Genomic DNA, 26,554 nt, shown 5'->3' with positions numbered 1-26,554 from the left:
TATTCGCCCCGCGTTCACCACCACGGTTTATGCATTTTGAGTCCCAGGCGTCCATCAGCTGCCTGGGATTTTTTTTGCCTGAAATTCGGCATTTGCTCAATTTCAGTGGACCGCCGAGGATCTCGGAACAGGTACGCGCTCAAACCTGGAAACCGCTTTGATCCAGAAACGCCGATAAGCTGTTTTATCCGGGGCCAACGGCTTGTGGCTGGACCATGCATGCTCGGCTTTCAAGCTGGCGCGATACGTCTCCCACTCCTTCTCCTCGGCGACTTCCTTAGCCTTGCGTTCATCATCGAAATAGCCCAGTACATACACTTCGCCCTGATCGATGCCGTGCTCGATCAGTAGATAGATATCTTTCATCAGCTTTAATCCGCTGCTACACATTCCAGGATCCCCAGACGAAGGGGCATTGTCCTGACTGTCGGCAAGTATTTTTGATTGTTGAGTGTTATCGATGAATGGCAAGGCAGCTGAGGGCGGGCACGAGCAACCCGACAATTATTGGAATCGACCCTACACGTCAGTCGGCCCCCCCGGCTTCGCGTCCGAGGGGCAGGGCAGCGGACTCAGCGGAACGCCGGGACCACGTGTTTGATAAACAGCTCCAGGGATTTTTTCTTCTCCGCGTGGGGCAAGCTGTTATCGCACCAGAAGCTGAACTCGTCGACGCCCAGTTCCTGGTAATACTTGATGCGCGGGATGATTTCTTCCGGGGTGCCGATCATGGCGGTCTTGTGCAGGCTCTCCAGTTTGAACTCCGGACGTTCGGCGAACTTCTCTTCCGGGCTCGGCGCCAGGAAGCCGTTGACCGGCACTTCCTTGTTGCCGAACCAGGCATCAAAGGTGCGATAGAACTTCGAGATCGCCTTGGCCCCGACTTTCCAGCCTTCCGGGTCATCGGCCGAGTGGACGTGGGTGTGACGCAGGACCATCAGTTGCGGGCGTGGCACGTCCGGGTTGTTGTCCAGGGCCGCCTGAAACTTGTTCTTCAGGTCGAGGACTTCTTCGTCGCCCTTCATCAGCGGCGTGACCATGACGTTGCAGCCGTTGGCCACGGCGAAGTTATGCGAGTCCGGGTCGCGGGCGGCGATCCACATCGGCGGGTTAGGCTTCTGGATCGGCTTCGGTACGCTGGTGGAGGTCGGGAATTTCCAGATATCGCCATCGTGGGCGTAATCGCCTTGCCACAGGGCGCGCACCACCGGAACCATTTCGCGCAACGCTTGGCCGCCGGAGGAAGCGGGCATGCCGCCGGCCATGCGATCGAACTCCACCTGATAAGCGCCACGGGCCAGGCCGACTTCCATGCGACCGTTACTGATGACGTCCAGCAGCGCGCATTCGCCGGCGACCCGCAACGGGTGCCAGAACGGCGCAATGATGGTGCCAGCGCCGAGGTGAATGGTGGTGGTTTTGGCGGCCAGGTAGGCGAGCAGCGGCATCGGGCTCGGCGAGATGGTGTATTCCATGGCGTGGTGTTCGCCGATCCAGACGGTGCTGAAACCGCCGGCTTCGGCCATCAGGGTCAGTTCGGTCAAGTCTTCGAACAGCTGACGGTGGCTGACGCTTTCGTCCCAACGTTCCATGTGCACGAACAGGGAAAACTTCATGACGCTTACCTCGGATCTTTTGTTGTTGGCCAGTCGATCGGGAGTCGGCTGGCTGATTATTGGAGTATAGAAATTCGCACTATGCGCACAATATTTTCTGGATCAGGCGAGCACGGGCAGGGCGCCCATTTTGCCGTGGCAATACACCAGGGGCCCGGCGTTGTGCTGGGGCACGATCAGGTTCTTCACCGCGCCGACCATGATCGCGTGGTCACCCCCTTCATACTCGCGCCACAACTCGCATTCGATCACCGCCGTGGCGTTGGCCAGAATCGGGTTGCCCAGCTCGCTCAAGGTCCATTCGATGCCTTGCGCCTTGTCTTTGCCTTTGCGTGCGAAGGCATAGGCTTCGCTCTGCTGGCCGCCAGACAGGACGTGAATGGCAAAGCGTTTGTTCTTGATCAGCACTGGATAGGAATCGGAGCTGTAGTTGGGGCAGAACAGCACCAGGGCCGGGTCCATGGACAGCGAGCTGAAGGCGCTGGCGGTCAGGCCGACGATGTGGCCGTCGTCATCCAGCGTGGTAATCACAGTCACCCCGGAAGGAAACGAACCCATCACTTGTTTGTAGATGGCGGCATCGATCATGGGACGGTCCTCTGGCGGTGTAATGCGGGTTTTTATGTGTTTGTAGGTCTGATGGTATACCGTAATACATAGTTTGCAAGGGCTTTTTTTTCGACCCGATAAACGTACGCCTTCGGTCTTTAAGTCAATGTTTACGGGGTTTTGCCCTAGGTCTTGGGCGCGTTTATGCAGTGTGATTGCGGATCAGATGGGCTCTCAAAGACCGGATCAGTCTTGTTAAAAACTTGGAATACCATAATATGATCGGCATCTGAGGGGCGGCCAAAGAGCCCCCCCGGTTTGGCTTCGTACAACTATAAGATCAGACAAACTAGAGTTCATGCACATGTCCCAGATGTCCCGGCAAGACCCCCTGATCGAGAATCACACGGTCGACTACGTCCCACTCGCGGAACGCCACGGGAAGGCCCGCGACCTTTTCACTTTATGGTTCAGTACCAACATCGCGCCGTTGCCCATCGTGACCGGCGCCATGGTGGTTCAAGTGTTCCACCTCGACCTGTTCTGGGGACTGCTGGCGATTGCTCTCGGGCACATGGTCGGTGGTCTGGTGATAGCCCTGGCGTCGGCGCAAGGTCCGCGCATGGGGATTCCGCAAATGGTGCAGAGCCGCGGCCAGTTCGGCCGTTACGGTGCGCTGTTGATCGTGTTCTTTGCGGCGATCATCTACATCGGTTTTTTCATCTCCAACATCGTGCTGGCCGGCAAGTCCATTGTCGGCATCGCGCCTTCGGTTCCGGTGCCGGCGAGCATCCTCATCGGCGCCTTGAGCGCCACCGCGATCGGAGTGATCGGTTACCGTTTCATTCACACCCTTAACCGCATCGGGACCTGGGTCATGGGCAGTGCCTTGCTCGCCGGTTTCCTTTACATCTTCGCCCATGACTTGCCGGCGGACTTCTTCACCCGCGGCGGTTTCGACCTGTCGGGCTGGCTGGCCACGGTGTCGTTGGGGATCATCTGGCAGATCAGCTTCTCGCCTTATGTGTCGGACTACTCGCGTTACCTGCCGGCGGATATCGGGATTGCCCGTCCGTTCTTCGCCACGTATCTGGGCGCGACCCTGGGCACTATTCTGTCGTTTACCTTTGGTGCGGTGGCGGTGCTGGCCACTCCGGAAGGCACCGAAGCGATGGCTGCAGTGAAGCAGTCCACCGGTTGGTTGGGACCGATTTTGATGGTGCTGTTTCTGCTCAACATCATCAGCCACAACGCCTTGAATCTGTATGGCGCGGTGCTGTCGATCATCACCTCGATCCAGACCTTCGCCAGTCAGTGGACGCCGAGCATCAAAGTTCGCGTGGTGTTGTCGAGTGTCGTGCTGGCGGGTTGCTGTTTTGTCGCATTGGGCGCTTCCGCGGATTTCATCTCCCAGTTCATCGGCCTGATTTTGGCGCTGTTGCTGGTGCTGGTGCCTTGGGCGTCGATCAACCTGATTGACTTCTATCTGATCAAGCGTGGCCGCTATGACATTGCCTCGATCTTCCGTGCGGATGGCGGGATCTACGGGCGCTTCAATCTGCATGCGATCGTTGCGTATTTCATCGGGATTATTGTGCAGCTGCCGTTTGCCAATACGTCGTTGTATGTCGGGCCGTATGCCAACCTGGTGGAGGGCGCCGACCTTTCGTGGCTGGTAGGTTTGGTGGTGACTTGTCCGTTGTATTACTGCCTGGCGACGCGTGGGCAGGGGCAGGGGCAGGAAAGCAAGGCAGCGAAACTGGGTTACACAAACTAGCGCCCGATTGAGTTCGCGTCTGGAATGCCCGGCCTTTGCCGGGCATTTTTGTTTGCGGGAGGTTATGTACATATCCGTTTCTGCGGTGATGGCTGATTACGGTTTCGCTCTTAAAGCGAGTCCCTTTTTCAAACGCCAAAAAGGAACCAAAAGGCTTTGCCCCGGTATGACTCACCCACATAGGTAACAAAACAGTTCAAGCACATAGGTAACAGTTTTTAACTGGCACTGGTCGATTCCGAGGATCTGACCATGCCTGGGCGAGGCACCGAACGGAAGGGGCAAGAGCGTTTGGTTACTTTGCGCTTTTCAAAGTGACTCGCTGTAAAAGCGAAACCGATAGCAGCCGTGACCGCAGAAACGGATATGTACCCACCCCTAAGTGAACACTATTACGGCCCACTTCCCGGGCTTTTTCGTTTCCGGGATTCGTACAGGCAGGTAGTTGTCATGAAATGAAAAGCCATTGTCGCCTGATGAGAAGCGACTCGCCAGGCGGCGTCCTACAGTCCAATCAGCGCAATTCGGCGCAGCACGCCCATCTTGCAGACTGGAGAATAAGAAAAAATGGCCAAAGCCGTACGCTTCTACGAAACCGGTGGTCCCGAAGTCCTCCGTTATGAGGAGGTCGAAGTTGGCGACCCCGGTCCAGGCCAGGTTCGTCTTCGTCATGTGGCGGTTGGCCTGAACTATGCCGACACCTACTTTCGCAATGGCACTTACCCGATCCCGATGCCAAACGGCATGGGGGTTGAAGCCTCCGGTGTGGTCCAGGCCATTGGCGAGGGGGTGACCAATGTCCGTGTGGGTGACCGCGTCACCTATACCGGTTTTCTCAATACATTGGGGGCCTACAGCACCGAGCGTCTGATCCCGGCCGCGCCGTTGATCAAACTGCCGGAAACCATCAGTTTCGAGACCGCCGCGGCCATGACCATGCGCGGCCTGACGTCGTCGTACCTGATGCGGCGCATTTACGATTTCAAGGCCGGCGACAGCATTCTGCTGCACGCCGCTGCCGGTGGCGTGGGCCTGATTGTTTCGCAGTGGGCCAAGCTGCTCGGCCTGACCGTCATCGGCACCGTGTCCACCGAGGTCAAGGGTGAAATTGCCCGGGCCCATGGCTGCGACCATGTCATCAATTACAGCCACGAAGATGTCGCCCAGCGCGTGCGCGAGTTGACTGATGGCGGGGGGGCAACGTGGTGTTCGACAGCGTCGGCAAGAACACCTTCATGGGTTCGCTGGATTCGCTCAAGCGTCGTGGCCTGATGGTGTGCGTCGGCACGGCATCCGGTCCGATTCCGGCCTTCGACCCGGTGATGCTGGCGATGAAAGGCTCGCTGTTCATGACCCGTCCGGCCCTGGCCGATTACATCGATCGTGTTCGCAAGCACGTCTCACCGAGGCCAAGGTCTGGGCTGAGACTCATCTGGATTGAGTCATCATCCTTTAAACAGGAGGTGACTGATGGCATCACTGACGACAAAAACCGTAGAGAAAATAATCAGGATCGGGTTGGCTGGAATGACCAATGATGGCGACGGCCTTTACTTGAAAGTCGGCCGTTCCGGTGGCGCCAGTTAGATCTTTCGCTACAAGATTGCCGGCAAGAGCCGAGACATGGGGCTGGACGGGAGCCCCGAAGTAAGTCTCGCGAAAGCTCGTGAGAAAGCAGCAGAGGCCAGAAAGCTGTTGGGTATAGACCCATCTTGGTCCGTCGATATTTTTTTTAGCACCCTGATGAGCCTTGTGTATCAAGCGTGAGAAAGTTTTTTTACCGAGCCAGATACAGCGTGCTGATCGAGCGGCTGACTATTAGGAAACGTTTCTGGTGACAGAGAATTGTTCCCAGTCGCTCCCAGAGAATGAGGTGCATTCATTCTCGAACTCAATCGCTCAACAAATGATTCAGCTTCAGTAAGGCTGCGGAAACTTGCAATCCACAGATCCATGTGAACCCACCAGAGATTCTGTGCAGGATCTTTTTCTATATAAATGTTCATTTACGGCGCTCGGCGATACAGGGTTTCAATCATCCTGACCTGTGCAGAGTCATCCTTTGTTCTCTAAGTACGATGACGGTAGCAATTGATGCTGTTGATCTTGCTGCTTGTTAGCTTGTACTCGAATAACCAGCAAACTGTTGATTCAAATCAACCCTTCTGGCTTGTTTTCCAATAGCCCTAATACCGCGTGTCGGATTCGTGCACTTGTGCCGCGTCAATTGAATATTGGCGGGCGGCGTTCTGATCATGGTCTTTTTTCGCTGACGGTTGCCGTCAGCTTGTCCGCTTCGGTCACCCAACCGCCGCCTGTCGCCTTGTAAACATCGATCATGGCAGTGAACACCGAACCCCGGGTTTGGGTGTAATTCAACTCGGCATCGAACAAGCTGCGTTCGGCATCCAGGACTTCTATGTAGCTGGTGTATCCATTGTCGTAGCGCAGCCGTGCAAACCTGGTGTAAGTACGCAACGCCTCGACCTGACTGGCTTGGGAAGCCATTTGCTCGCGGGATTTGCTCGCCGCCACCAACGCGTTTTCAACATCCCTGAAGGCTGATTGAATCGACTGCTGATAGACCAGCAAGGTTTGTTGTTGAAAGGCCTCGGTCTGTTGGACCTGACCGGCGATCCCGCCAGCGGTGAAAATGGGCATGCTCGCGGCGACACCATAGGACCAGGTGGCGGCCGGCCCGGTGAACAAATTCGAGAGTTGGTTACTGACTGAGCCCAACAGCCCGGTCAGGGATATCGTCGGGAAGTACAGCGCCTTGGCGGCACCGATACGGGCATTGGCGGAGATCAGGTCCAGTTCGGCCTGACGTAGATCGGGGCGTCGCTCCAGCAAGTCCGAAGGCAACCCGGCGGGGACCGATGGCAGGGTCAGTTGCGTCAGATCACGGCCTCTGATGATGGGTCCCGGATTGCGTCCAAGCAGCACCGCCAAATTGTTTTCCTGTTGCGCCACCTGGGACTCGAATAGCGATACAGAAGCTTGGGTGCGCTGGAACTCGGAGAGGTTTTGCGCCAGTTCCATTTCGGAAATGGTGCCGGCGCCAAAGCGCAGTTTAAAAATTCCGTAGGAGTCGCCACGGGCCTTGGCGGTGGTGCGGGCGATTTCCAGTTGCCGGTCAAGATCGCGTAGCGCTATGTAGCTGGATGCCACCGACGATACCAAGCTCAGAATAACCGTACGTCGACCTTCCTCTGAGGCCAGCAAGTCAGCACGCGCCGACTCATTGAGCCGCCGTAAACGACCCCAGACGTCCAACTCCCAGCTCACATTGAGGGTCGTCTGGTAGTTTTTGTAAATCGGGTCGACGCCGGAATCCAATGGCACCGGGCCGTTGTCGCGCGGTGCCCTGGCGCGACTACCTTGCGCCCCGGCGCCGACTTGAGGAAACATCTGCGAGCGCACCACTCCGTAACGACCCTGGAATTCCTCGACCCGGGCGGCGGCAATCTTGATGTCTTTATTCTCGACCAGCGCACTGCGGATCAAGTCATTCAGGACCGGATCCTTGAACTGTTCCCACCACAGGGTGTTGGACAGATTGTTGGCCTCCTGCTCCGCATAGCGATAGGCAGCAGGGGTGTCTGTGGCAGGGCGCTGGTAATCCGGGCCGAGCATACAGCCCGTCAGGCCCAGGCAAATCAACAACGGGAGATGGCGTGTGCGCATCTCAATCCCCCTCATGTCTGTGCAGGGGGGCGCCGCCGGGAATCTCCCCGGGCGACATTAACGAAGGCGGCGGGGTTGTCTGTTTGACCGCGCCTTTTTTCTCAGTCAAACGTTCAACGAGGTAGTAGAAGAGAGGGATAAAAAAGATGGCGATGACGGTCGCCGCCAGCATCCCGCCGATCACACCTGTACCGATGGAGTGTCGACTGTTTTCGGATGCCCCGACGGCAATGGCCAACGGAACGCAACCCAAAATGAACGCCAGGGACGTCATCACGATAGGCCGCAAGCGCTCCCTGGCGGCAGTCATTGCCGCATCATAGGCGGACATGCCGTTTTCCCGGTTCAGTACCGCAAACTCGAAAATGAGGATGGCGTTCTTGGCGGCCAGGGCCACCAGCATGGTCAAGCCGATCTGGAAGTAGACGTCATTGCTTAACCCCCGGATCAGGACGGCAAGCAGTGCACCGAACAATGCAAAGGGCACCGCCAGCAATACGCCGACGGGCAGGGACCATTTCTCGTACTGAGCCGCCAGGATCAGGAACACCATGATCAGGCCGAAGATGAACACCTGAGAGGAGGCTCCGCCGCTTTTTTTCTCCTCGAAGGCTTCGCCGCTCAAGGCCAGGGCGTAGTCGTTGGTCATGATCTCAGCGCTGATTTCTTCCAGGGCCTTGAGCGCTTGGCCGGAACTGTAGCCCGGTGCGGCGTTGGCGGTGAGTTTGACCGCCGGGAAGTTGTTGAAGCGGGTCAGCAGGTCGGGACCGGTGACGTAGCGGGTGGTCAGCAGGGCTTTGAGCGGCACCATCCCAAGGTTTTTGCTGCGCACGTAAATCTGCTGCAAGTCTTCGGCCTTGAGCCGATAGCTCGGTTCAGCCTGCAGAATCACCTGCCACAGGCGGCTGAATTTATTGAATTGAGACACATAGAGAGAGCCGAACATGGTTTGCATGGTGCTGTAGACGTCTTCCACCGGCACCCCCAGCGTCTCTGCCTTTTCTCGGTCTACGTCGACCAGCAATTGCCGGGAAAACACGTTGAAGGTGGAGGTAATGGCGCCGAGTTCCGGGCGCTGTTTGGCTTTTGCGACAAGGGTGCCGACCATCTCAGCCAATTGGTCGACGGTGGCGTCGCCCTTGCTTTGAACCCATACCTCCATGCCGCCTGTAGTGCCCAGGCCGGGAATGGATGGCGGATTGACCGGAAGAATGATCCCGCCCTGTACCGTGGAAAAAGCGCGGGCAGCTTTCTGAATCACCGCAGGGGCACTTTGTTCCTTGATTGTTTGCGAGTCCTTGTAGCGCTCCTCGAAATCCTTGAACCCGACGAAAAAGGCGCCGGCATTGTTCTTGTTCTGGCCGTCGAGCAGGCTGTAGCCGTTAACGATGGCGACGCCCTCGACGGCCTCATCGTTCATGAAGAAGTCACTGGCTACTTTGCCCACCTCGCCGGTGCGATCCAGACTCGCGGCATCGGGCATGATCACGGCCCCCAGCAGATAACCCTGGTCTTCCGGTGGCAGGAAGGCACTGGGAATGCGCTGCGCCATCAGCAGAATCAGAGCGATCATGCCGGCAAAGAGTAACAACGCCAGGACAAAGCGCTTGATCATAAACGCCACCGAGCGCGAGTAGCCCTCGGTCATGCGTTCGAAGCTGCGCTCGAACCAGCGGAAAAAAGCGTTTTTTTCGCCGTGTTGGGGCTTGAGCAGCAGGGCCGCCAAGGCCGGCGAAAGTGTCAAGGCCACGAGGCCGGAGATCACCACGGAGATGGCGATGGTAATCGCAAACTGTTTGTAGAGTTGGCCAGTGATTCCCCCCATGAATGCCACCGGGATGAACACCGCGCACAGCACCAGCACGATGGCCACCACGGGACCGGCCACTTCATCCATGGCGCGTTTGGCCGCCTCCTTGGGGTTCATCTTGTGCACGTGCATATTGCGTTCGACGTTTTCAATCACCACGATGGCATCGTCCACCACGATGCCGATGGCCAGCACCATGCCAAACAGCGTCAGCATGTTCACCGAAAACCCAAGGGCCGACATGCCGATAAAGGTGCCAACAATGGACACCGGCACGGCGAGCACCGGGATCAGCGTGGCGCGCAGGCTCTGCAGGAAGATGAAAACCACCACGACCACCAACACCAACGCTTCGAAAAAGGTGTGTATGACCTCGGAAATCGACGCGCGGGTAAACGCGGTGGTGTCCATCACGATTTTGTATTCGATCCCTTCGGGAAAGGTCGTCTTCATTTGCGCCAGGGTTGACGTCACGGCTGCCGAGACGTCGAGCGCGTTTGCCCCCGGTTGTTGATACACCGCGATCAATGTGGCGGGACGTCCCTGATAGGTGCTGCGCAGGGAGTAGTCTTTTTGCCCGAGCTCGGCTCGACCAATGTCCTTCAGACGAACAATGGCAGCCCCGTCATTGCTCGCGCGCAAGATGATGTTCTCGAACTCCGCAGGTTCAGTCAGGCGTCCCTTGGTGGTCACGGCAAAAGACTGTTCCACGGCTTGGCCCGTCGGGGATTGACCCACACGGCCTACGGCGAATTGCTGGTTCTGATTGGTGACCGCTTTCTGCACGTCAGCGGCAGTAATCCCCAACTGGGCCATTCGATCGGGTTTGAGCCAGATCCGCATGGCGTAGTCCGGTGTGCCAAAAATACTGGCTTGGTTGGCGCCCGGAATACGCTTGATCGCATCCAGAATATAGAGGTTGGCGTAGTTGGCGACATAGGTGCTGTCATAGCGGTCGCCGGCAGAATACACGGCAAGAACCATCATGAACGCCGAGGATTTTTTCTGTACCTGAATACCCTGGCTCTGAACCGCGGAGGGCAATTGCGGCAGGGCCAGATTGACCCGGTTTTGCACGTCCACCTGGGCAAGAGAAGGGTCGGTGCCAATCTCGAAGAAGACGTTGAGGGTCATGTTGCCCGTCGCGGAGCTCGACGAGTTCATGTAGATCATGTTGTCGGCGCCGTTGACCTGCTGCTCGATTGGCGCTGCCACGTTATTGGCCACGACCTGTGCATCGGCACCCGGGTAGGTCGCTGAAACCGTAATTTGCGGTGGCGTAATATCCGGGTACTGGGCGACCGGCAATTTAGCCATCGCCACTGCGCCAGCCAAGGTGATGATGATCGAGATCACCGACGCGAAGATGGGGCGATCAATGCAATAGTGCGAAATGCTCATGGGCTGCGCCCAGTGTCTTGCGCCGATTTGGCAGCTGTCGGTTTCGCCGTTGTCTCGCCTGCCTGCGCGGGGGGAGGGGGGGAAATGATATTCAGCGGCCCTCCGGGCGTTACTCTGATCGCACCGTCGACCACTATGCGTTCGCCCGCTTGCAAGCCTTGGGTAATGAACCAGTCATCGCCATGCCAGTCACCCACTTCGACAACGCGTTGTTCGGGCTTGCCCTCGGCATTGATCACCCAGACGAAGTGGCTCTTGGCACCCTCCAGCACGGCCTTCTGCGGCACCACAATGGCGTTCGGCCTGGAAGCTCCGATTGCCCGCGCCCGTACGAATTGGCCGGGACGCAGTTGGCCGTTCGGGTTGGCCACCACGGCGCGGACCAGAAAGGTGCCAGTGTCCTGGCTATAAGAGGGCGCGGCAAAATTCAGGCGACCACGGTCAGGTACCACTGACCCGTCGGCCAGCACCACTTCTACGACAAACTCACTGCGCAGAGGGAATATGAGGTGCCCGGAGGCAATCTCGTCGCGGTACTTGAGCGTCTCGTTTTCCGAAAGACTGAAGTTGACGTAGATCGGGTCCATCTGTGAGACGGTGGTCAGCAGCCCGGATTCACCTGGCGTGACGTAACTGCCTTCCTGTTTTTTGGCAAAACTTGAAAGGCCGGTGAGGGGGGAGGCGATGGTGGTGTAACTGAGGTTCAACTGCTCGGTTCGAACCGTGCCCTCGGCGGCAAGCACGGCGGCCCGGGTCTGACGCTCATCGCCGACGGCATTGTCCAGATCCATCTTGCTGACCGCATTCTGCGCCGCCAAGGGACGGACACGGGCCAGTGTGGCCTTGGCCACTTCCCAGCGAGCCTGTTGTTGAGCCAATTGGCCCTGCGCCGACAGCAACGAGGCTTCAAAAGGTTTACGGTCCATCTGGAACAGCGTTTGCCCGCTTTTCACCAAATCGCCTTCGGTGTACAGCCGCTTTTCCAGGAAGCCGGCAACCCGGGCGCGGATCTCCACCTCGCGGGAACTCTGTGTCTGGGCAACGAATTCGAACGTCACCGGGGTATCGCGCGCGGTGACCGTCATGACCGTTACATTGGGGGCTTGACGGGCCAGGGTAGCAGGCTCTTTGCCGCAACCGGCAACAAGGCTTAAGACCCCTATCAGAATGGCGATGGGCAAGCAGACGAGCTGTCTGACAACGTTCATGTTTGCGCCCATGCCCATGCTCCGTAAAGGTCACTCGAACAGAAGCGTAGCCACTATGTCTTCACAATGCGAACCAACAAAAGGTGTCAAATTTGACTGAAATCAATGATCACGAAGAGCCAGTCGAGCAACCCATGGATTGGCACTCAGACCATGTAATAGCACGCTGAGTAAAACGGTACAGACAGCGGTAGCCACCAAGGTACGACTGGCTTGTAGAGGGTAGTCCAATATCATCACGGCAAAGACGATGCTTGCCAGACCTCGCGGGCCAAACCAACTGATGAACAGGCGGGTTTCGAAATCGAAGCGAGTCCCTGCCAGGCTGATGAGCACAGGCAGTATGCGAATCACGGTCAGGCTGAGCACTGCGTAGAGCCAGATGTTCAGGGTAAGACTGCTCCAGGCCCGAGGGATGACCAGCGCGCCAAATACGACCCAGGTAATGACCGATAACAGGCTGGCGAATTCTTCGCTGGCCTTGAGCAGGTGATGTTTTTGCTCGGTAAACAAATAGCTTGCGAACAACCCGCCGACGAATGCGGCGATAAACCCGCTACCGCCTAATGCTTGCGCTGTGGCGAAGCAAAGAATGGCTAACCCGGGCAGTGTCAGTTGTGACCACATGGGGGTTTGCCAATGGTGTTTTTCGGAGTGACGCTGCAACAGCCAGGCGATAAGCGTAAGGGCGATACCGATGACTGCACCGATGCCCAACTCCTCGACAACCAACTCCACTGCCAGCGAGAGGGGTGACTGCGTCTGCTCTTCGACCAGCAGGGCCAGGAACATCAACAGTACTGGAACGCAGATGCCATCATTCAACCCGCTCTCCACGTTTAACCCTTCACGCACGGACGCCGAAACCTTGGGATTGCTCACAACGGCCTTACCCAGCGCAGCATCGGTGGGAGCCAGAAGGATGCAGACGTGACTCGAAACGCCCCGCAAATATGCTGTAGGTCAGGAGGAAAGCGGCAAGCAGGGCTAAGTTCTGATACATCGATGACCTGCTTGTCCAGGTTGATGCTACGGCAATGGCATCATTGCCATTCTGACTCGGCGCTTAAAACGCAGAAAAGTCAGGTTATTCCAGATGCTCGGGTTTGACCGGGTCCCCCGACTTCATATCCAGCTGTACCCTGACATCTTCGAACATCACGTCGTAGTTTTTGTGCATTGAACCGATGGCGCTGTACATCTTGGGTATGCCGTACTTCTCTGCAATATGCGTGACGTTGCTACCAAAATTGTAGGCTTGGTCCTTGGGCAGGAAGAATTTTTCTTCCATCTCCCTGCCCTGGATATTGCCGTGCATCGTGAACAGCATGCCTTTACCTTCCTTGGGATCCTGGTGGACTTCATAGTCGATGCATATGTTGTAACTGACATCGTCCTTGTTCAGCGCGTGGCGCTCGATGTGCAGATGACCGGGCTCAAAGGTAGCCATTGTTGTCTCTCCTTCAAAAAGGCATTGAATCAGGGCAGGTTTCAGGCCGTCCCCGGAGTTCTTTTATTGGTAGCTAATGCCAGGTTTCGCCGTACTGATGCGGGTGCCCGCCGTGCCCTGAACGATGGCCTCGATGTCCGAAAGTGAGCCGATCACCGCGACTTTTCCGGTATGCCGGACGAACTCGCAGGCGGCCTGAACCTTTGGTCCCATGGAGCCTGCTGCGAAGCCGAGTTTTTCCATTTCGTCGGGGTGTGCCTGAGCGATGGCCTTCTGGGTCGGTTTGCCGAAGTCGATGTAGGCGGCGTTGACGTCGGTGGCGATCACCAACAGATCGCTTTCCAGCTGTTCGGCCAGCAGTGCCGAGCACAGGTCCTTGTCGATGACCGCTTCCACACCTTGCAGTTTGCCGCTGGGGCCATACACCGTCGGGATGCCGCCACCGCCGGCGCAAATCACGATGCTGCCTTTTTCCAGCAGCCATTTGATTGGACGGATTTCGAAGATGCGTTTCGGTCTCGGGCTGGCGACTACGCGGCGGAACTTGTCACCATCCGGGGCAATGGCCCAGCCTTTTTCGGCCGCGAGTTTTTCCGCCTCAGCCTTGGTGTAGACCGGGCCGATGGGTTTAGTGGGGGTCTGGAACGCCGGGTCATTGGCATCGACTTCGACTTGAGTGAGCAGGGTGGCGAAGGGCACTTCGAAGTCCAGCAGATTGCCCAGTTCCTGTTCAATGATGTAGCCGATCATGCCTTCGGTTTCGGCGCCGAGTACGTCCAGCGGGTACGGCGAAACCGAGGTGTAGGCGGCGGCTTGCAGCGACAACAGGCCCACTTGCGGGCCATTACCGTGGGCGATGACCAGTTCATTGCCGGCATAAATCTTGGCGATCTGTTCGGTGGCGACGCGGATGTTGGCGCGCTGGTTATCCGCTGTCATGGGCTCACCACGGCGGAGCAGGGCGTTACCGCCCAGAGCAACGACGATACGCATAATGCAGTCCTTCTAAATGAGGTGACTCGGTCTCCCTGTCGAAACCCGGTCAATGTGGGAGCGAGCCTGCTCGCGAAAGCGGTGTATCAGTCGACATTAATAGTGAATGTAAGTCCGTCTTCGCGAGCAGGCTCGCTCCCACAAGGTTTGTATTCCTGCAGGAGGAGCCGCATGGGTCCTTAGATATCCGCCAACGCCGACACCAGGATCGCCTTAATAGTGTGCATGCGATTTTCCGCTTGATCGAAGGCGATGTTGGCCGGCGATTCGAAGACTTCTTCGGTCACCTCGACGCCATTGGCCAGGTGCGGGTAGCGCGCGGCGATGTCCTTGCCGACCTTGGTTTCGCTGTTGTGGAACGCCGGCAAACAATGCATGAACTTCACGCGCGGGTTGCCGGCGGCTTTCATCATCTCGGCGTTGACCTGGTACGGCAACAGTTGCTCGATGCGTTCGTCCCATGCCTCCACCGGCTCACCCATCGACACCCAAATGTCGGTGTGGATGAAGTCCACGCCCTTGACCGCTTCTTTCGGGTCTTCGGTGATGGTAATGCGCGCGCCGCTTTCTTCGGCGAAGGCTTTGCACTGGGCAATGAAGTCAGCGTGTGGCCACAGGGCTTTCGGCGCGCCGATTCGCACGTCCATGCCGAGTTTGGCGCCGATCATCAGCAGCGAGTTGCCCATGTTGTAGCGGGCGTCACCGAGGTAAGCGTAGCTGATGTCGTGCAGCGGTTTGTCGCTGTGTTCGCGCATGGTCAGGGTGTCGGCGATCATTTGGGTCGGGTGGAATTCAGCGGTCAGGCCGTTGAACACCGGCACGCCGGCAAACTTGGCCAACTCCTCGACGATTTCCTGTTCAAAGCCACGGTACTCGATGGCATCGAACATACGCCCCAGCACGCGGGCGGTGTCTTTCATGCTTTCCTTGTGGCCGATCTGCGACGACACCGGGTCGATGTAGGTGACGTGGGCACCCTGATCATGGGCCGCGACTTCGAAGGCACAACGGGTGCGCGTCGAGGTTTTCTCGAAGATCAGCGCAATGTTCTTGCCTTGCAGGTGCGGACGCTCGGTGCCGGTGTACTTGGCGCGTTTGAGGTCGCGGGAAAGGTCCAGCAAATAGTGCAGCTCGCGAGTCGTATGGTGCATCAGCGAGAGCAGGCTGCGGTTGCGCATGTTGAAAGCCATTTTGGATCTCCTTAGGTGTCGGTTATCCCCAGGGCACGCGCTTTATAAGTGCGAGCCGAGGTGGGCGATTTAATAGTCGATAGGGTCGCGAATGATTGGGCACGTCATGCAGTGGCCGCCGCCACGGCCGCGACCGAGCTCGCCGGCGCTGATGGTGATGACCTCCACACCGGCCTTGCGCAGCAGGGTGTTGGTATAGGTGTTGCGGTCATAACCGATTACCACGCCTGGCTCCACGGCCACCACGTTGTTGCCGTCGTCCCACTGCTCGCGTTCGGCGGCGAAGCTGTTGCCGCCGGTTTCCACCACGCGCAATGCTTTGAGGTTAAGGGCCTTGGCCACGGTGTCGAGGAAGTTGGTTTCTTCGCGGCGAATGTCGATGCCACCCGGTTTGCTTTCGTCAGGGCGCAGGGTGAAGGCGACGATCTGGTTCACTACTTCGGGGAAGATCGTCACCAGGTCGCGGTCGCAGAAGCTGAACACAGTGTCCAGGTGCATCGCTGCGCGGGATTTCGGCAGGCCGGCGACAATCACTTTCTCGACTGCTTTGTGCTTGAACAAATTGACTGCCAGTTGGCCGATAGCCTGACGAGACGAACGTTCGCCCATGCCGATCAACACCACACCGTTGCCGATCGGCATCACGTCGCCACCTTCCAGGGTGGCGTTGCCGTGATCCTGATCCGGATCGCCATACCAGATCTGGAAGTCGGCGTTGGTGAACTCAGGATGAAACTTGTAGATGGCGCTGGCCAGCAGGGTTTCCTGACGACGCGCCGGCCAATACATCGGGTTCAGCGTCACGCCACCGTAAATCCAGCACGTGGTGTCGCGGGTGAACTGGGTGTTGGGCAGCGGCGGGAGGATGAAGCTGGAGTGGCCGAGAAAATCGCGGAACATCTGGATGGTCTTGCCGCCGAAGCTGTCCGGCAGGTCGTCAGCAGAGACGCCGCCGATCAAGAATTCGGCGATCTTGCGCGGCTCCAGGCTGCGTAGCCAGGAACTGGTTTCGTTGACCAGGCCGAGGCCGACCGAGTTGGCGGTGATCTTGCGCTCCAGAATCCAGTCCAGGGCTTCGGGGATTGCAACGATGTCGGTCAGCAGGTTGTGCATTTCCAGCACGTCGACATTGCGCTCACGCATTTTGGTGACGAAGTCGAAATGGTCGCGCTTGGCTTGGGCGACCCACAGCACATCGTCGAACAGCAGTTCGTCACAGTTGTTCGGGGTCAGCCTTTGGTGAGCCAGACCTGGAGAGCAAACCATGACTTTACGCAGTTTGCCGGCTTCGGAATGGACGCCGTACTTAACTTTTTCGGTGGTCATTACAGTGATCCTCCAGATGAAAGAATTGTCGGGTGTTACAGAGTCAGGAAGCCGTCATACAGCCCGTAAGCGGCGACCAGGGCGCCCACAACGACTGCTGCGAAAATCAGCTTTTCGACGTTGGTGAAAACTGGTGTATTGATCTCAAGCTTCGCCTTGGCGAACAGGATGACGCCAGGGGCATAGAGCAGGGCGGAGAGCAGCAAATATTTGACGCCACCGGCATAGATCAGCCAAACCGCGTAAATCAATGCGACGGCGCCGATGAACAGGTCTTTCTTGCGTTCGGTCACGGCGTTTTCATAGGTTTCGCCGCGCACTGCCAGCAGAAAGGCATAAGCCGCGGACCACAGATACGGCACCAGAATCATCGAGGTGGCGAGGTAGATCAGCGACAGGTAAGTGCTGGCCGAGAACAGGGTGATGATCAGGAACAGCTGCACCATCGCGTTGGTCAGCCACAAGGCATTGACCGGCACCTGGTTGGCGTTTTCCTTGCGTAAAAACGCCGGCATGGTGTGGTCCTTGGCGGCAGCGAACATGATTTCCGCACACAGCAGCACCCAGGACAGCAGGGCCCCCAGCAAGGAGATGATCAGACCGACGCTGATCAGCACTGCACCCCACGGCCCGACCACATGTTCCAGCACCGCGGCCATCGACGGGTTCTGCAGTTTGGCCAGATCCGGCTGGGTCATGATACCCAGCGACAGCACGTTCACCAGCACCAGAAACAGCAGCACGGTGATGAACCCGATCACGGTGGCTTTACCGACGTCGCTGCGTTTTTCCGCGCGGGCCGAGAAAATGCTCGCACCTTCGATGCCGATAAACACCCAGACGGTGACCAACATCATGTTGCGCACCTGGTTCATCACACTGCCTAGGTCCGGGTTTTTGAGCCCCCAGATATCGGCGGTGAAGATCTCCAGTTTGAAGGCGAAGATTGCGATCAGCACAAACAGTAGCAGCGGTACGACCTTGGCAACGGTGGTCACCAGGTTGATGAATGCTGCTTCCTTGATCCCCCGCAGTACGAGGAAGTGCACCCCCCAGAGCAGCACAGAGGCACCAATCACGGCGGCTACCGTATTCCCTTCCCCAAAAATGGGGAAGAAGTAGCCGAGGGTGCTGAACAAGAGTACGAAGTAACCGACGTTACCCAGCCAGGCACTGATCCAATAACCCCAGGCGGACGAGAACCCCATGTAGTCGCCGAAACCGGCTTTGGCGTAGGCGTAGACACCACCGTCAAGATCAGGCTTGCGGTTGGCGAGGGTCTGGAAGACGAAGGCCAGAGTCAACATGCCGACGGCCGTAATGGCCCAACCGATCAGCACGGCGCCGACGTCGGCACTGGCAGCCATGTTTTGCGGCAAAGAGAAGATCCCGCCACCTATCATTGAGCCGACAACTAGCGCCACAAGGGCGCCGAGTTTCAGTTTTCCGGGGGATTCAGACATAAATGACGCCAATACAGGAGAAGAGATATGTCAGGTTGAATTCGTTCGTTGTTGAGTCTTCTGATTTAAATCAATGTATTGCCAGATTCCATTGCAGAACTTTAGCCAATGTTAGTTTTGCCAGGATCCTGAGGCCAAAAACACCAGTTCAAGAATCAAGTTGCAGCACCGGTGACTGTCAGACACGTTTCGAACCTGGGTTTTTCATGTTCGGCAGCGTTCAGCAGGTTGTCTACGCAGCAGCGTGCCGACATCCACCAAGCCTTGGCCTGTTCAGAAACCGGGCATGTATAAGTTTCTCCTGCAGCATAGGTATGCAGCATATTGCTCCTGAAGGCAGAGCTCAGGCTATTGGGCTAAAGCGGTCGGGCGACAATACCTGGAAGGCGCAGAGCGCGGCCATCCACTTCGCCGCGGCGTGCTAAGTTCTTCAGCAAAACTTCCACCATTAGTTCGCGCGCGGTCGGCTACTGGAGGCTACCAGCGACAAATCACTTTTTTGACTAATGTTACGCACCCCCCATGAGTGGGGGGGTATGCTTCTGGTGACCTGCCAAAATGTAGCCGGATGGTGTATCGATTTAGCTTGCCAAGTACTGCGCGTTACTTAACGCACAGAGGTACCCGTCTTACTGAACAGGTTTTTGAATGCACGCAAGGATCTGCCGCGTTGTTGGTCATGGCGATTCGAGATGACTCATCTAAGGTAAACGACAGACACCGCCGTTCTCTCAATCTTCGACGGCTATAGATTTGCAACGAGGTCCTCAAAGAATGGATCGAATAGAGCCAGAGTTGATCCTCAAAACGACACCTCCGCGCGGCCAGAAAACGGCCCAGGTACGCAACCGTCTGTCCATCGACACTGCTGAACTCGCGGAAAAGGTCGTAATAGCCGTGCAGGCCCCCGCAGGCTTCGGCAAAACCTTCCTGTTGACCCAATGGCGTCGCGAGAGCCTGTCCCACGGAGCAGTAGTGGCTTGGCTGACACTCGATGGTCAAGATGATGGTGACCGTTTTGTCCAGGGTTTGGCCGCCGCCATGGCGATTGGCAGTGGCCGGTCCTCGTTTGCTCACACTTTCGAACGTTTATCCGCGAAGGGCAGCGATGAGTTGGAAGGGCTCACTCAATGGTTGGCTGAGGTGGCCGATCTGGGCAGTGAAACGTTGTTGATTCTGGATGAAGTTGACACCTTGCCCGACGTGACCGTCCGTCATTCCCTGGCCTATCTGTTGCACAACGCCCCGGCCAATTTGCGAGTCATCATGGCCTCTCGCGGACGCTTGAATCTACAAGTGTCGGACCTGATGGCGAGTGGACGTTACGCCCTTATCACCACACCCGCCCTGCGTCTGTCCGTCGAAGAAACCGTCGCAATCCTCAATGGTCGCTTTGGCGCGCGGATCGATACTGATCTCTGTGTACGCCTGCATGAAATCACCGAGGGTTGGCCGCTAGGTTTGCAGTTGGCCATATCGGCGATGGAAAAAAGCCCGAATCTGCGTACGGCAATCGAAGAGCTTTCGACTTGCTCAGGTGATATTCAGCGATATTTCGTCGATAGTCTGATTGCTCATCTTCCGGATGAGCAGGTCCGGTTTCTTATCAGCATGGCGTTTCTGGAAATGGTCCAGCCTACGCTGTGCGTTGCTGTGACGGGGAGTCCCAGTGCAGTCGAATTGCTCAAGGAATTGTGCGTTTCGACGCCGATTTTCGTCGAGGGTGTCGACAGTGACTGGGTTCGATTTCATCCCTTGGCCCGTGAGTTTCTTCATGGCCGTTTTGCCAGCTTGCCGTTGGAACGGCGCCAAGGATTTCACGAACGAGCGGCTGTATGGCTGGAGCAGCATGGTTTTCTGGAACAGGCTGCCCGACAGTACCTATTGGCCGGTCTTTCAAAACCGGCCTTCATCATGATTGAAGCCTGTCTCTACGATGTCATGCTGGGGGGAAAATTCAGTCGAGTGCTGGAGTGGGTCGAAGAGCTTGCAGATGAGGACGTTTTGTCTCATCCGCGCATATGCCTGGCTTCGGCCTGGGCACTGGCGATGGGCGAGCGCCAGGCTGAAGCGGCGAAGTTGGTTGCCAGCATTGAGCAGCATCCTTCTGCCGATGAAGCGACACGTTGTGAAGCGGCGGCTATTGCGACCGCAGCCGCTTACTTCGCCGACCGTCCGGACGAGTCACTGGCGCTCATCACGCCTTGGGTCGACCGGCTGCCCTCGTTTTCCATCAAGCTGCAAGCCATTGTGGCCAACCAGATTGCACGGCTGGCCCTGTTTCAAGGGCAGCCGGAAAAAGCGCGACGTATCTTTCAGCGTGCGCCGCATTACGCATGGACCCCGGGGCTGGATGCGATTCGCGGATTTGGCGAATGGGTGGTAGGGCTGACTTATTTGTGCGAGGGCCGGATGGTGCCGGCAGAAGCCGCGTTGCGCGACAGTCTGTTGCGCGCGGAGCGGGACATCGGTCGACGTAGCCCGATGACCGTCATGCTTGCCTGCAGCATGGCCACCGTGTTGTTGGAACGCGGGGACCTTCAGCAAGCCAGTACCGTACTGGCAAACAGGTTGGACATGGTCGAGAGACTGGCTTCGCCGCATGCGATTGTTCTGGGTTTTGTCACTGCTGCTCGCCTGGCAACGCTTCAAGGGCAGGGGTATCGAGGTCAGGACATTCTGGAAGCCCTGTTCGCTCTTGGTGAGGAGCGAAGTATCCCGCGTTTCTGCATTGCTTCGCTGGGAGAACAGATTCGTCTGCATGCGTTGCAGGGAAGGGTCGATACCTGTTCTGCATTGTGGCGACGCCTGGACGCTGTTGTTCCGCTCTTTGCCCGTGAGAATCAAGGTTTGCTAGGGCCGGAGTTGGCTTTGTTGGTTGGGTTGGCGAACACTTATTTGATGTTGGTGAAGCGTGATTGGCCGGCGATGTTGCAGGTGCTGGACAGGGTAAGCGAGACCGCTGAACACTTGCGACGCGGTCGGGAGGTTGTCCAGATCAAGCTACTGCGGACCTTGGCGCTCGACGCGTTGGGGGAAGACAGCACCACCTTTTTGCTGGAGGCCGTCAGTCTGGCGCAAGAGTATGGTTTGCAGCGAGTCGTGCAAGACACCCATCCCGACCTCGTCAAACGGGTCCAAAAGCTTCAGCTTCAAACGACTCTGTCCGAGACTTCGTCCTCTGCTCCGATTGCCCCTGCTACGCGAACGGAGTCGGCGACGTCGAGCGTGTCACCTAGTCGGCTATTGACGCCTAAGGAACGAGAGGTGCTGCAGCTGCTGGCGCGCAACCTGTCGAACAAGCAAATCGCCCTGGCTTTGAATGTCGGCGAGGAAACGGTGAAGTGGCACCTGAAAAACCTGTTTGGAAAATTCCAGGCCGGTACCCGTAAGCATGTCGTCGCTCGGGCATACATGCTTGGGATTCTCGAAACGGCGGGCTGAGTCCTGCCCCCCGCTGTATGCCAATGCTGATCCGCTCGGATCATCCTTCGACTCCCCCATCCTGATTTCAATACCCCCTGACGATGGGGGGGTGGCGGCCATAGGCGCGCAATAGTCTGGACCCAAGAAGAGTTGCCGCTGCATGTCGGCCGGCGAGGAGCAAGGGTTATGGCTGAGAAAGTGCTGATCGCCGGGGCCGGTATGACACCGTTCATCCCGTTGGGGAGTTGCGACAGCCATGCCGCACTGGCGGGTCAGGCCATCCGCTCGGCGTTGGACGATGCGCGAATCGACTATGACCTGGTCGACCAGGTGTTTACCTCGTGCGTACACGGTGACGCCAGTGTCGCAGAGCTGATGTTGTCCCGGATTGGTTATTCGGGCGTTCCGGTCTTCAGTCTCAGCGATGGGTGTGCCGCGGCCAGCAGCGCGTTTCAGCTGGCCAGTCATAGCGTGATTTGCGGTGAGGCCGAGTGCGTATTAGTCGTGGGTGTCGAGTGCATGCCCGCACGGATTTCAAATCGTGAGTTTTTTGGTCTGAAGGATCCCGCTCGCGATGAGTTCGCAACGGACGTGCGCGCCAGGACCCCGGGTGTCTTTCTCGAGCGCCGACTACATCCGGCCGCACTTTTTGCGGAGCAAACCAGTTGGTTAATGACCCGCATGGGGATCGCGGCGAGCAGCTTCGATCAGGTGCTCAACCGGTCTCGGGCACAGGCCTCGGTCAATCCCAATGCCTTATTGAATCGCAGTCCGTATCGCGATGGCTGGCTACCACCTTATCTCTCCCCGCCGGCCAGCGGCGCAGCGGCTGTACTGATCTGCTCGCCGGCATTTGCCCTGCGTTTCGGCGCCCGGGCTGGCGTCGCGGTACTGGCCAGTGCTCGTGGCAGTGACAGCACCTCGGAACAGGATGGCGGCTGCGTGCTCGACGTGCTGGGACGAGCGACCACTCGGCGAGTGGTGCAGCAGGCTTATCAACTGGCCGGGCTGGGCGCAGAAGACATCGATGTGGTTGAGCTGCATGACCAGAGCGTCGGTGACTTCATGGTCAACAGCGCTGCCCTGGGTTTTTGCCAGGAGGACGAGATCGAGCGCTTTGTGCAACTCGGTCACCGATTGAAAGGCCAGGCGAACGCGATCTGCCCGTCAGGCGGTTTGCTCGGACGTGGGCACGCCCCGGGTGCCACCGGATTGGCGCAACTGGTCGAGCTGGTCTGGCAACTGCGCGGCATGGCCCAGGGCAGGCAAATTCCGGGAGCCCGTACGGCGCTTCAGCACAGCACCGCCCTGGGACGGGCTGTGTCGATCACCCTTTTGCAGCGCACCTGAGAGGAGGCTCAGTGAACTGCATGCAACAGATGACATTTCGTAAACCATAAAGCAGGTGGCAAGTTAGATGAACAAAAACAATAAGATCTGCCATGCAAACCTCCGCATGGGATTGCTGACTTCAGCCATCCTGGCGGGCCTGGGCATCACACCGGCACAGGCACTGGAAATTGACACGGGGAACGAAGACCTGTCGGTTCGCTTCGACAACACGGTGAAGCTCAACTACGCCCAGCGTGTGGAAGCCGCCAACAGTAAGTTGGCTAATTCCTGGAACAACAATGACGGAGATCGCAACTTCTCTTCTGGCAGTCCGGTCTCTCAGCGCGTGGATGTACTGTCCGAGCTGGACGTGGTTTACAAGCAGAAGGCCGGCTTTCGCGTCAGCGCCAACACCTGGTACGACCATGCCTACGACGATGTCGGCAGTGACAATGCGTCGACCAACCAACTCAACAACGGTCGACCGGATTCTCGGCACCTGAGTGGTTACGCCGATCGTTATTACAACGGTCCTTCTTCCGAAATTCTCGATGCCTTCGTCTTTGGCAGTACGGAAGTCGGTGATGAATCGCTGCTCAGTGGCAAGGCAGGCAAGCACACCCTCTACTGGGGTGAGAGCCTCCTGGCCTTTGCCCATGGCAACAGTTACGGGCAGTCCGGTCTCGATCTTTCCAAGTTTTTGGCGGTGCCGGGAACAGAAGCCAAAGAGCTGTTCATTCCGCGCAATCAGTTGTCCACCAGTTTCACGCTCAACCCGGAACTGACCGTCGGCGCGCAATACTTCCTGGATTGGGATGCCGCACGTCTACCGGAGTCGGGCACCTACCTGGGGTTCAACGACGGCATCCAGAGTGGCGGGCACAACCTGTCGCTGATTGGCGGGCAGAATCCGTTCTTCGGTACCCCCGGGCCACTGGGCGCCAACCAGTTCCTGCGGCTTTCCAATGGGCATACCTACACCCCGGACAAGCTCGGCGACTTTGGTTTGATGGCCAAGTGGAGCCCGGAGTGGCTGCAAGGCACGCTGGGTTTCTACTACCGCAAAACCTCCGACATTCTGCCCAACGTTGTGTTGCGGCCAACGGCTGTCGGGCCCGCACAACTGATCTCCGGGAATGCCGGCAGCTACAACCAGTTCTATGTCGATGACATCGATATCTACGGCATCAGCCTGTCGAAGAACATCGAAGGGGTCAGCGTCGGCCTCGACGTCAACTACCGCCACAACATGGCATTGGCCAGCGTACCGGCAACCGTCAGCCCGGCGGCGGGTGCGGCCGGTTTGCCAGGATTCATCAGCAGTTTTGACGGTGACAACGCAGTAGCCCGAGGCAACACCGTGCATGCGGTGCTCAACGGCTTGACCACCTTCGGTGCAACGCCTGTGTGGGACAGCTCGTCCCTGTTGGTTGAGCTCGCTTACAGCCGCTGGCTGGATGTGACTGAAAACGAACAGCTGTTCAAGGGTGAGAGCTGGTACCGCGGCACCGACAAGGTCAGCAAGGACAACTACGTCCTGGGCATCAACTTCAACCCGACCTGGTACCAGGTGTTCCCCGGCATCGATATGTACATGCCGCTCACCTACAACGTCGGCCTCAAAGGCGATTCCGCGGTGCAGTTGGGTGGTAACGAAGGCGCAGGCAACTACTCGGTCGGCGTCGGCATGGATGTTCACAACCAGTACCGCTTTGACCTGAAGTACGTGGACAACTTCGGCGGGATCGACACCTGCAATGCGGCGGGCGCCGCGACGGCCGGTGGCGTGCAAGGACAAGGTGCCGCGCCGGGCGCCAATGGCCAATACAACTGCACCCCCGGCCAGCCGACCGCTTTTGCCGGCACCTTCGCTCAGCTCAGCGATCGCGGCATGGTCACCCTCACTTTTAAAACGACCTTCTGACCGAAGCGTGCCTCATCACAGGAGACAATCGATGAAATTTGCCAAATCCATACTGGCCAGCACCTTGGTGTTGGCAATCACAGGGACTGCCCACGCGGCAGTGTCCCAGGACGAAGCCGCGAAACTTGGTACCAGTCTGACCAGCGTCGGGGCCGAGAAGGCCGGCAACGCTGATGGCAGCATTCCGGCGTACACGGGTGGACTGACCAGTAACCCGGCCACTTTCCAGGCCGGCAGTTCCTTTCGCCCCGATCCTTTCGAAAGTGACAAGCCACGCGCCGTCATCACGGGTAAGAATGCTAGCGATTTCGCCGGCAAACTGACCGCGACCACTCAAGAGTTGCTCAAGCGTTACCCAACGTTCAGGGTCGATGTTTTCCCGACCCATCGTAGCGTTGCATTGCCTCAACGGCTGCTGGATAACACCGCGAAAAATGCCGTTGGCACCAAAACGCTCGAGGGCGGTGTCGCGTTGGAAAACGCGCTGCCTGGCGTACCGTTCCCCATTCCGAAAGATGGCTATGAAGCCATGTGGAACCACCTGCTGCGCTATCAGGGTTACGCCACCAACTTCAAATACGATTCCTGGAACGTCGACGGTTCCGGCAAGGCGATTCTGGCCACGACCGGTAACGCCTATCTGGAATACCCGCTCTACGATCCAAAGCGTACCGAGCCGGCAAAAGAGAGCGATCTGTTCTTCAAGACCAAACTCTATTACCAGGCCCCGGCCCGTCGTGCGGGTGAAGCCATCCTGGTGCAGGATGCCGTCAACCCTCTGAAGATGGAGCGTCGTGGCTGGCAATACCTGCCGGGCCAACGCCGGATCAAACTCGCGCCGGACATCGCCTACGACACGCCGAACCCGGGTTCGGCCGGTGCCTCGACCTATGACGATGCGTGGGTGTTCAACGGTGCGATGGACCGATACGACTTCAAACTCGTCGGCAAGAAGGAAATGATCATTCCTTACAACACCTACAAGTTGAACTATCACAAGGAAGCGGCGGACATCACCACGGCGAACCACGTCAATCCCGACTTGATGCGCTGGGAGCTGCATCGTGTGTGGGTCGTCGAAGCGACGCTGAAACCGGGCAAACGCCACATCTACAGCAAGCGCACCTTCTACCTCGACGAAGACAGCTGGATTGCCCTGGCCTCGGATGAATACGACGCCAGCGGCAAGTTGTACCGCGGATCCTTCGCGCACCTGGCCTACAGCTACGACGTGCAGGCGCCGAACTCCGACAACCACATGATTTATGACTTTGTCTCCGGCAGCTACAACATCACCGGTATCTACGGTCCGTACGGCGGCATCAAGTACATCGATCCGCTTTCGAAAGCGCAGTGGGCACCTGAGTCATTGGCTGGCACCGGCATTCGCTAAGCCGCCATC

The 26,554-nt window shown here is 57.7% G+C and carries 19 protein-coding genes and 2 pseudogenes; 7 read left to right on the top strand and 14 right to left on the bottom strand.

Translation table 11 applies throughout. From position 1 onward, the window contains the following. Positions 1 to 102 precede the first annotated feature (102 nt). The 3 genes from JFU47_RS06620 to JFU47_RS06610 form a co-directional block, all read right to left on the bottom strand. A complete protein-coding gene (locus JFU47_RS06620) occupies positions 103 to 366 on the bottom strand; it encodes a hypothetical protein (RefSeq protein ID WP_201181982.1) in 264 nt (87 codons plus the stop codon). A gap of 206 nt (positions 367 to 572) precedes the next feature. After that, positions 573 to 1,616, bottom strand: a complete 1,044-nt coding sequence (locus JFU47_RS06615) for an LLM class flavin-dependent oxidoreductase (RefSeq protein ID WP_201181980.1) — start codon at positions 1,614 to 1,616, stop codon at positions 573 to 575. A 102-nt stretch (positions 1,617 to 1,718) separates the two neighbouring features. Beyond that, the gene (locus JFU47_RS06610; RefSeq protein ID WP_095129262.1) at positions 1,719 to 2,204 is read right to left on the bottom strand and encodes a flavin reductase family protein; all 486 of its coding nucleotides are present in this window, start codon (positions 2,202 to 2,204) and stop codon (positions 1,719 to 1,721) included. Between the two features lie 325 nt (positions 2,205 to 2,529). On the opposite strand from JFU47_RS06610, the gene JFU47_RS06605 reads away from it, so the two are divergent. The 3 genes and pseudogenes from JFU47_RS06605 to JFU47_RS33520 all read left to right on the top strand — a co-directional run bounded on the left by JFU47_RS06605 (position 2,530) and on the right by JFU47_RS33520 (position 5,709). Further along, positions 2,530 to 3,942: a purine-cytosine permease family protein gene (locus JFU47_RS06605; protein WP_201181979.1), complete on the top strand. Its 1,413-nt coding sequence runs from the start codon at positions 2,530 to 2,532 to the stop codon at positions 3,940 to 3,942. A 567-nt stretch (positions 3,943 to 4,509) separates the two neighbouring features. After that, positions 4,510 to 5,321, top strand: a pseudogene (locus JFU47_RS06600) (quinone oxidoreductase family protein); the annotation flags it as partial. 208 nt (positions 5,322 to 5,529) lie between these two features. Beyond that, positions 5,530 to 5,709, top strand: coding sequence for an integrase arm-type DNA-binding domain-containing protein (locus JFU47_RS33520; protein ID WP_446739630.1), 180 nt, complete (start codon positions 5,530 to 5,532; stop codon positions 5,707 to 5,709). Here JFU47_RS33520 and JFU47_RS06595 read toward each other — a convergent pair. The 11 genes and pseudogenes from JFU47_RS06595 to JFU47_RS33070 all read right to left on the bottom strand — a co-directional run. Then, positions 5,700 to 5,948 (bottom strand): hypothetical protein, encoded by a 249-nt coding sequence (locus JFU47_RS06595; RefSeq protein WP_201181977.1) that lies wholly within the window; start codon positions 5,946 to 5,948, stop codon positions 5,700 to 5,702. The genes JFU47_RS33520 and JFU47_RS06595 overlap by 10 nt on opposite strands. A gap of 247 nt (positions 5,949 to 6,195) precedes the next feature. Then, entirely contained in the window at positions 6,196 to 7,629 is a 1,434-nt protein-coding gene (locus tag JFU47_RS06590; RefSeq protein ID WP_201181976.1) for an efflux transporter outer membrane subunit, read from the bottom strand. Position 7,630: 1 nt separating this feature from the next. Continuing rightward, positions 7,631 to 10,840: an efflux RND transporter permease subunit gene (locus tag JFU47_RS06585; RefSeq protein WP_201181974.1), complete on the bottom strand. Its 3,210-nt coding sequence runs from the start codon at positions 10,838 to 10,840 to the stop codon at positions 7,631 to 7,633. Further along, complete coding sequence (locus JFU47_RS06580) at positions 10,837 to 11,925, bottom strand: efflux RND transporter periplasmic adaptor subunit (protein ID WP_339527578.1); 1,089 nt, start codon at positions 11,923 to 11,925, stop codon at positions 10,837 to 10,839. Before JFU47_RS06580 ends, JFU47_RS06585 begins: the two co-directional genes overlap by 4 nt. 225 nt (positions 11,926 to 12,150) lie before the next feature. Further along, the gene (locus JFU47_RS06575) at positions 12,151 to 12,999 is read right to left on the bottom strand and encodes a cation:proton antiporter domain-containing protein (RefSeq protein ID WP_242485087.1); all 849 of its coding nucleotides are present in this window, start codon (positions 12,997 to 12,999) and stop codon (positions 12,151 to 12,153) included. Positions 13,000 to 13,135: 136 nt separating this feature from the next. Continuing rightward, the gene (locus JFU47_RS06570; protein WP_140682332.1) at positions 13,136 to 13,498 is read right to left on the bottom strand and encodes a DUF5064 family protein; all 363 of its coding nucleotides are present in this window, start codon (positions 13,496 to 13,498) and stop codon (positions 13,136 to 13,138) included. A gap of 63 nt (positions 13,499 to 13,561) precedes the next feature. Then, the gene (gene arcC, locus JFU47_RS06565; RefSeq protein WP_201181971.1) at positions 13,562 to 14,491 is read right to left on the bottom strand and encodes a carbamate kinase; all 930 of its coding nucleotides are present in this window, start codon (positions 14,489 to 14,491) and stop codon (positions 13,562 to 13,564) included. Between the two features lie 179 nt (positions 14,492 to 14,670). Further along, on the bottom strand, positions 14,671 to 15,681 hold the full coding sequence (locus JFU47_RS06560) for an ornithine carbamoyltransferase (protein ID WP_201181970.1): 1,011 nt from the start codon (positions 15,679 to 15,681) through the stop codon (positions 14,671 to 14,673). A 69-nt stretch (positions 15,682 to 15,750) separates the two neighbouring features. Continuing rightward, on the bottom strand, positions 15,751 to 17,007 hold the full coding sequence (gene arcA, locus JFU47_RS06555; protein ID WP_140682338.1) for an arginine deiminase: 1,257 nt from the start codon (positions 17,005 to 17,007) through the stop codon (positions 15,751 to 15,753). Between the two features lie 35 nt (positions 17,008 to 17,042). Then, complete coding sequence (gene arcD, locus JFU47_RS06550; RefSeq protein ID WP_201181968.1) at positions 17,043 to 18,470, bottom strand: arginine-ornithine antiporter; 1,428 nt, start codon at positions 18,468 to 18,470, stop codon at positions 17,043 to 17,045. 197 nt (positions 18,471 to 18,667) lie between these two features. Further along, a pseudogene (locus JFU47_RS33070) lies at positions 18,668 to 18,931 on the bottom strand (NAD-dependent epimerase/dehydratase family protein); the annotation flags it as partial. Between the two features lie 313 nt (positions 18,932 to 19,244). On the opposite strand from JFU47_RS33070, the gene JFU47_RS06545 reads away from it, so the two are divergent. From JFU47_RS06545 to JFU47_RS06530, 4 genes are all read left to right on the top strand, one after another. Beyond that, positions 19,245 to 21,914, top strand: a complete 2,670-nt coding sequence (locus JFU47_RS06545; protein WP_201181967.1) for a helix-turn-helix transcriptional regulator — start codon at positions 19,245 to 19,247, stop codon at positions 21,912 to 21,914. 168 nt (positions 21,915 to 22,082) lie between these two features. Next, on the top strand, positions 22,083 to 23,246 hold the full coding sequence (locus tag JFU47_RS06540) for a thiolase C-terminal domain-containing protein (protein ID WP_201181965.1): 1,164 nt from the start codon (positions 22,083 to 22,085) through the stop codon (positions 23,244 to 23,246). Between the two features lie 67 nt (positions 23,247 to 23,313). Beyond that, the gene (locus JFU47_RS06535) at positions 23,314 to 25,152 is read left to right on the top strand and encodes a DUF1302 domain-containing protein (protein WP_201181963.1); all 1,839 of its coding nucleotides are present in this window, start codon (positions 23,314 to 23,316) and stop codon (positions 25,150 to 25,152) included. A 31-nt stretch (positions 25,153 to 25,183) separates the two neighbouring features. Beyond that, the gene (locus tag JFU47_RS06530; RefSeq protein WP_201181961.1) at positions 25,184 to 26,545 is read left to right on the top strand and encodes a DUF1329 domain-containing protein; all 1,362 of its coding nucleotides are present in this window, start codon (positions 25,184 to 25,186) and stop codon (positions 26,543 to 26,545) included. Positions 26,546 to 26,554: the final 9 nt, after the last annotated feature.

Origin of the sequence: Pseudomonas sp. TH39(2020) (genome assembly GCF_016650715.1) — a bacterium.
GTDB lineage: Bacteria > Pseudomonadota > Gammaproteobacteria > Pseudomonadales > Pseudomonadaceae > Aquipseudomonas > Aquipseudomonas mandelii_C.
Note: the sequence above shows the minus strand (reverse complement) of the source record. Positions and strands in the feature narration are given on the sequence as shown.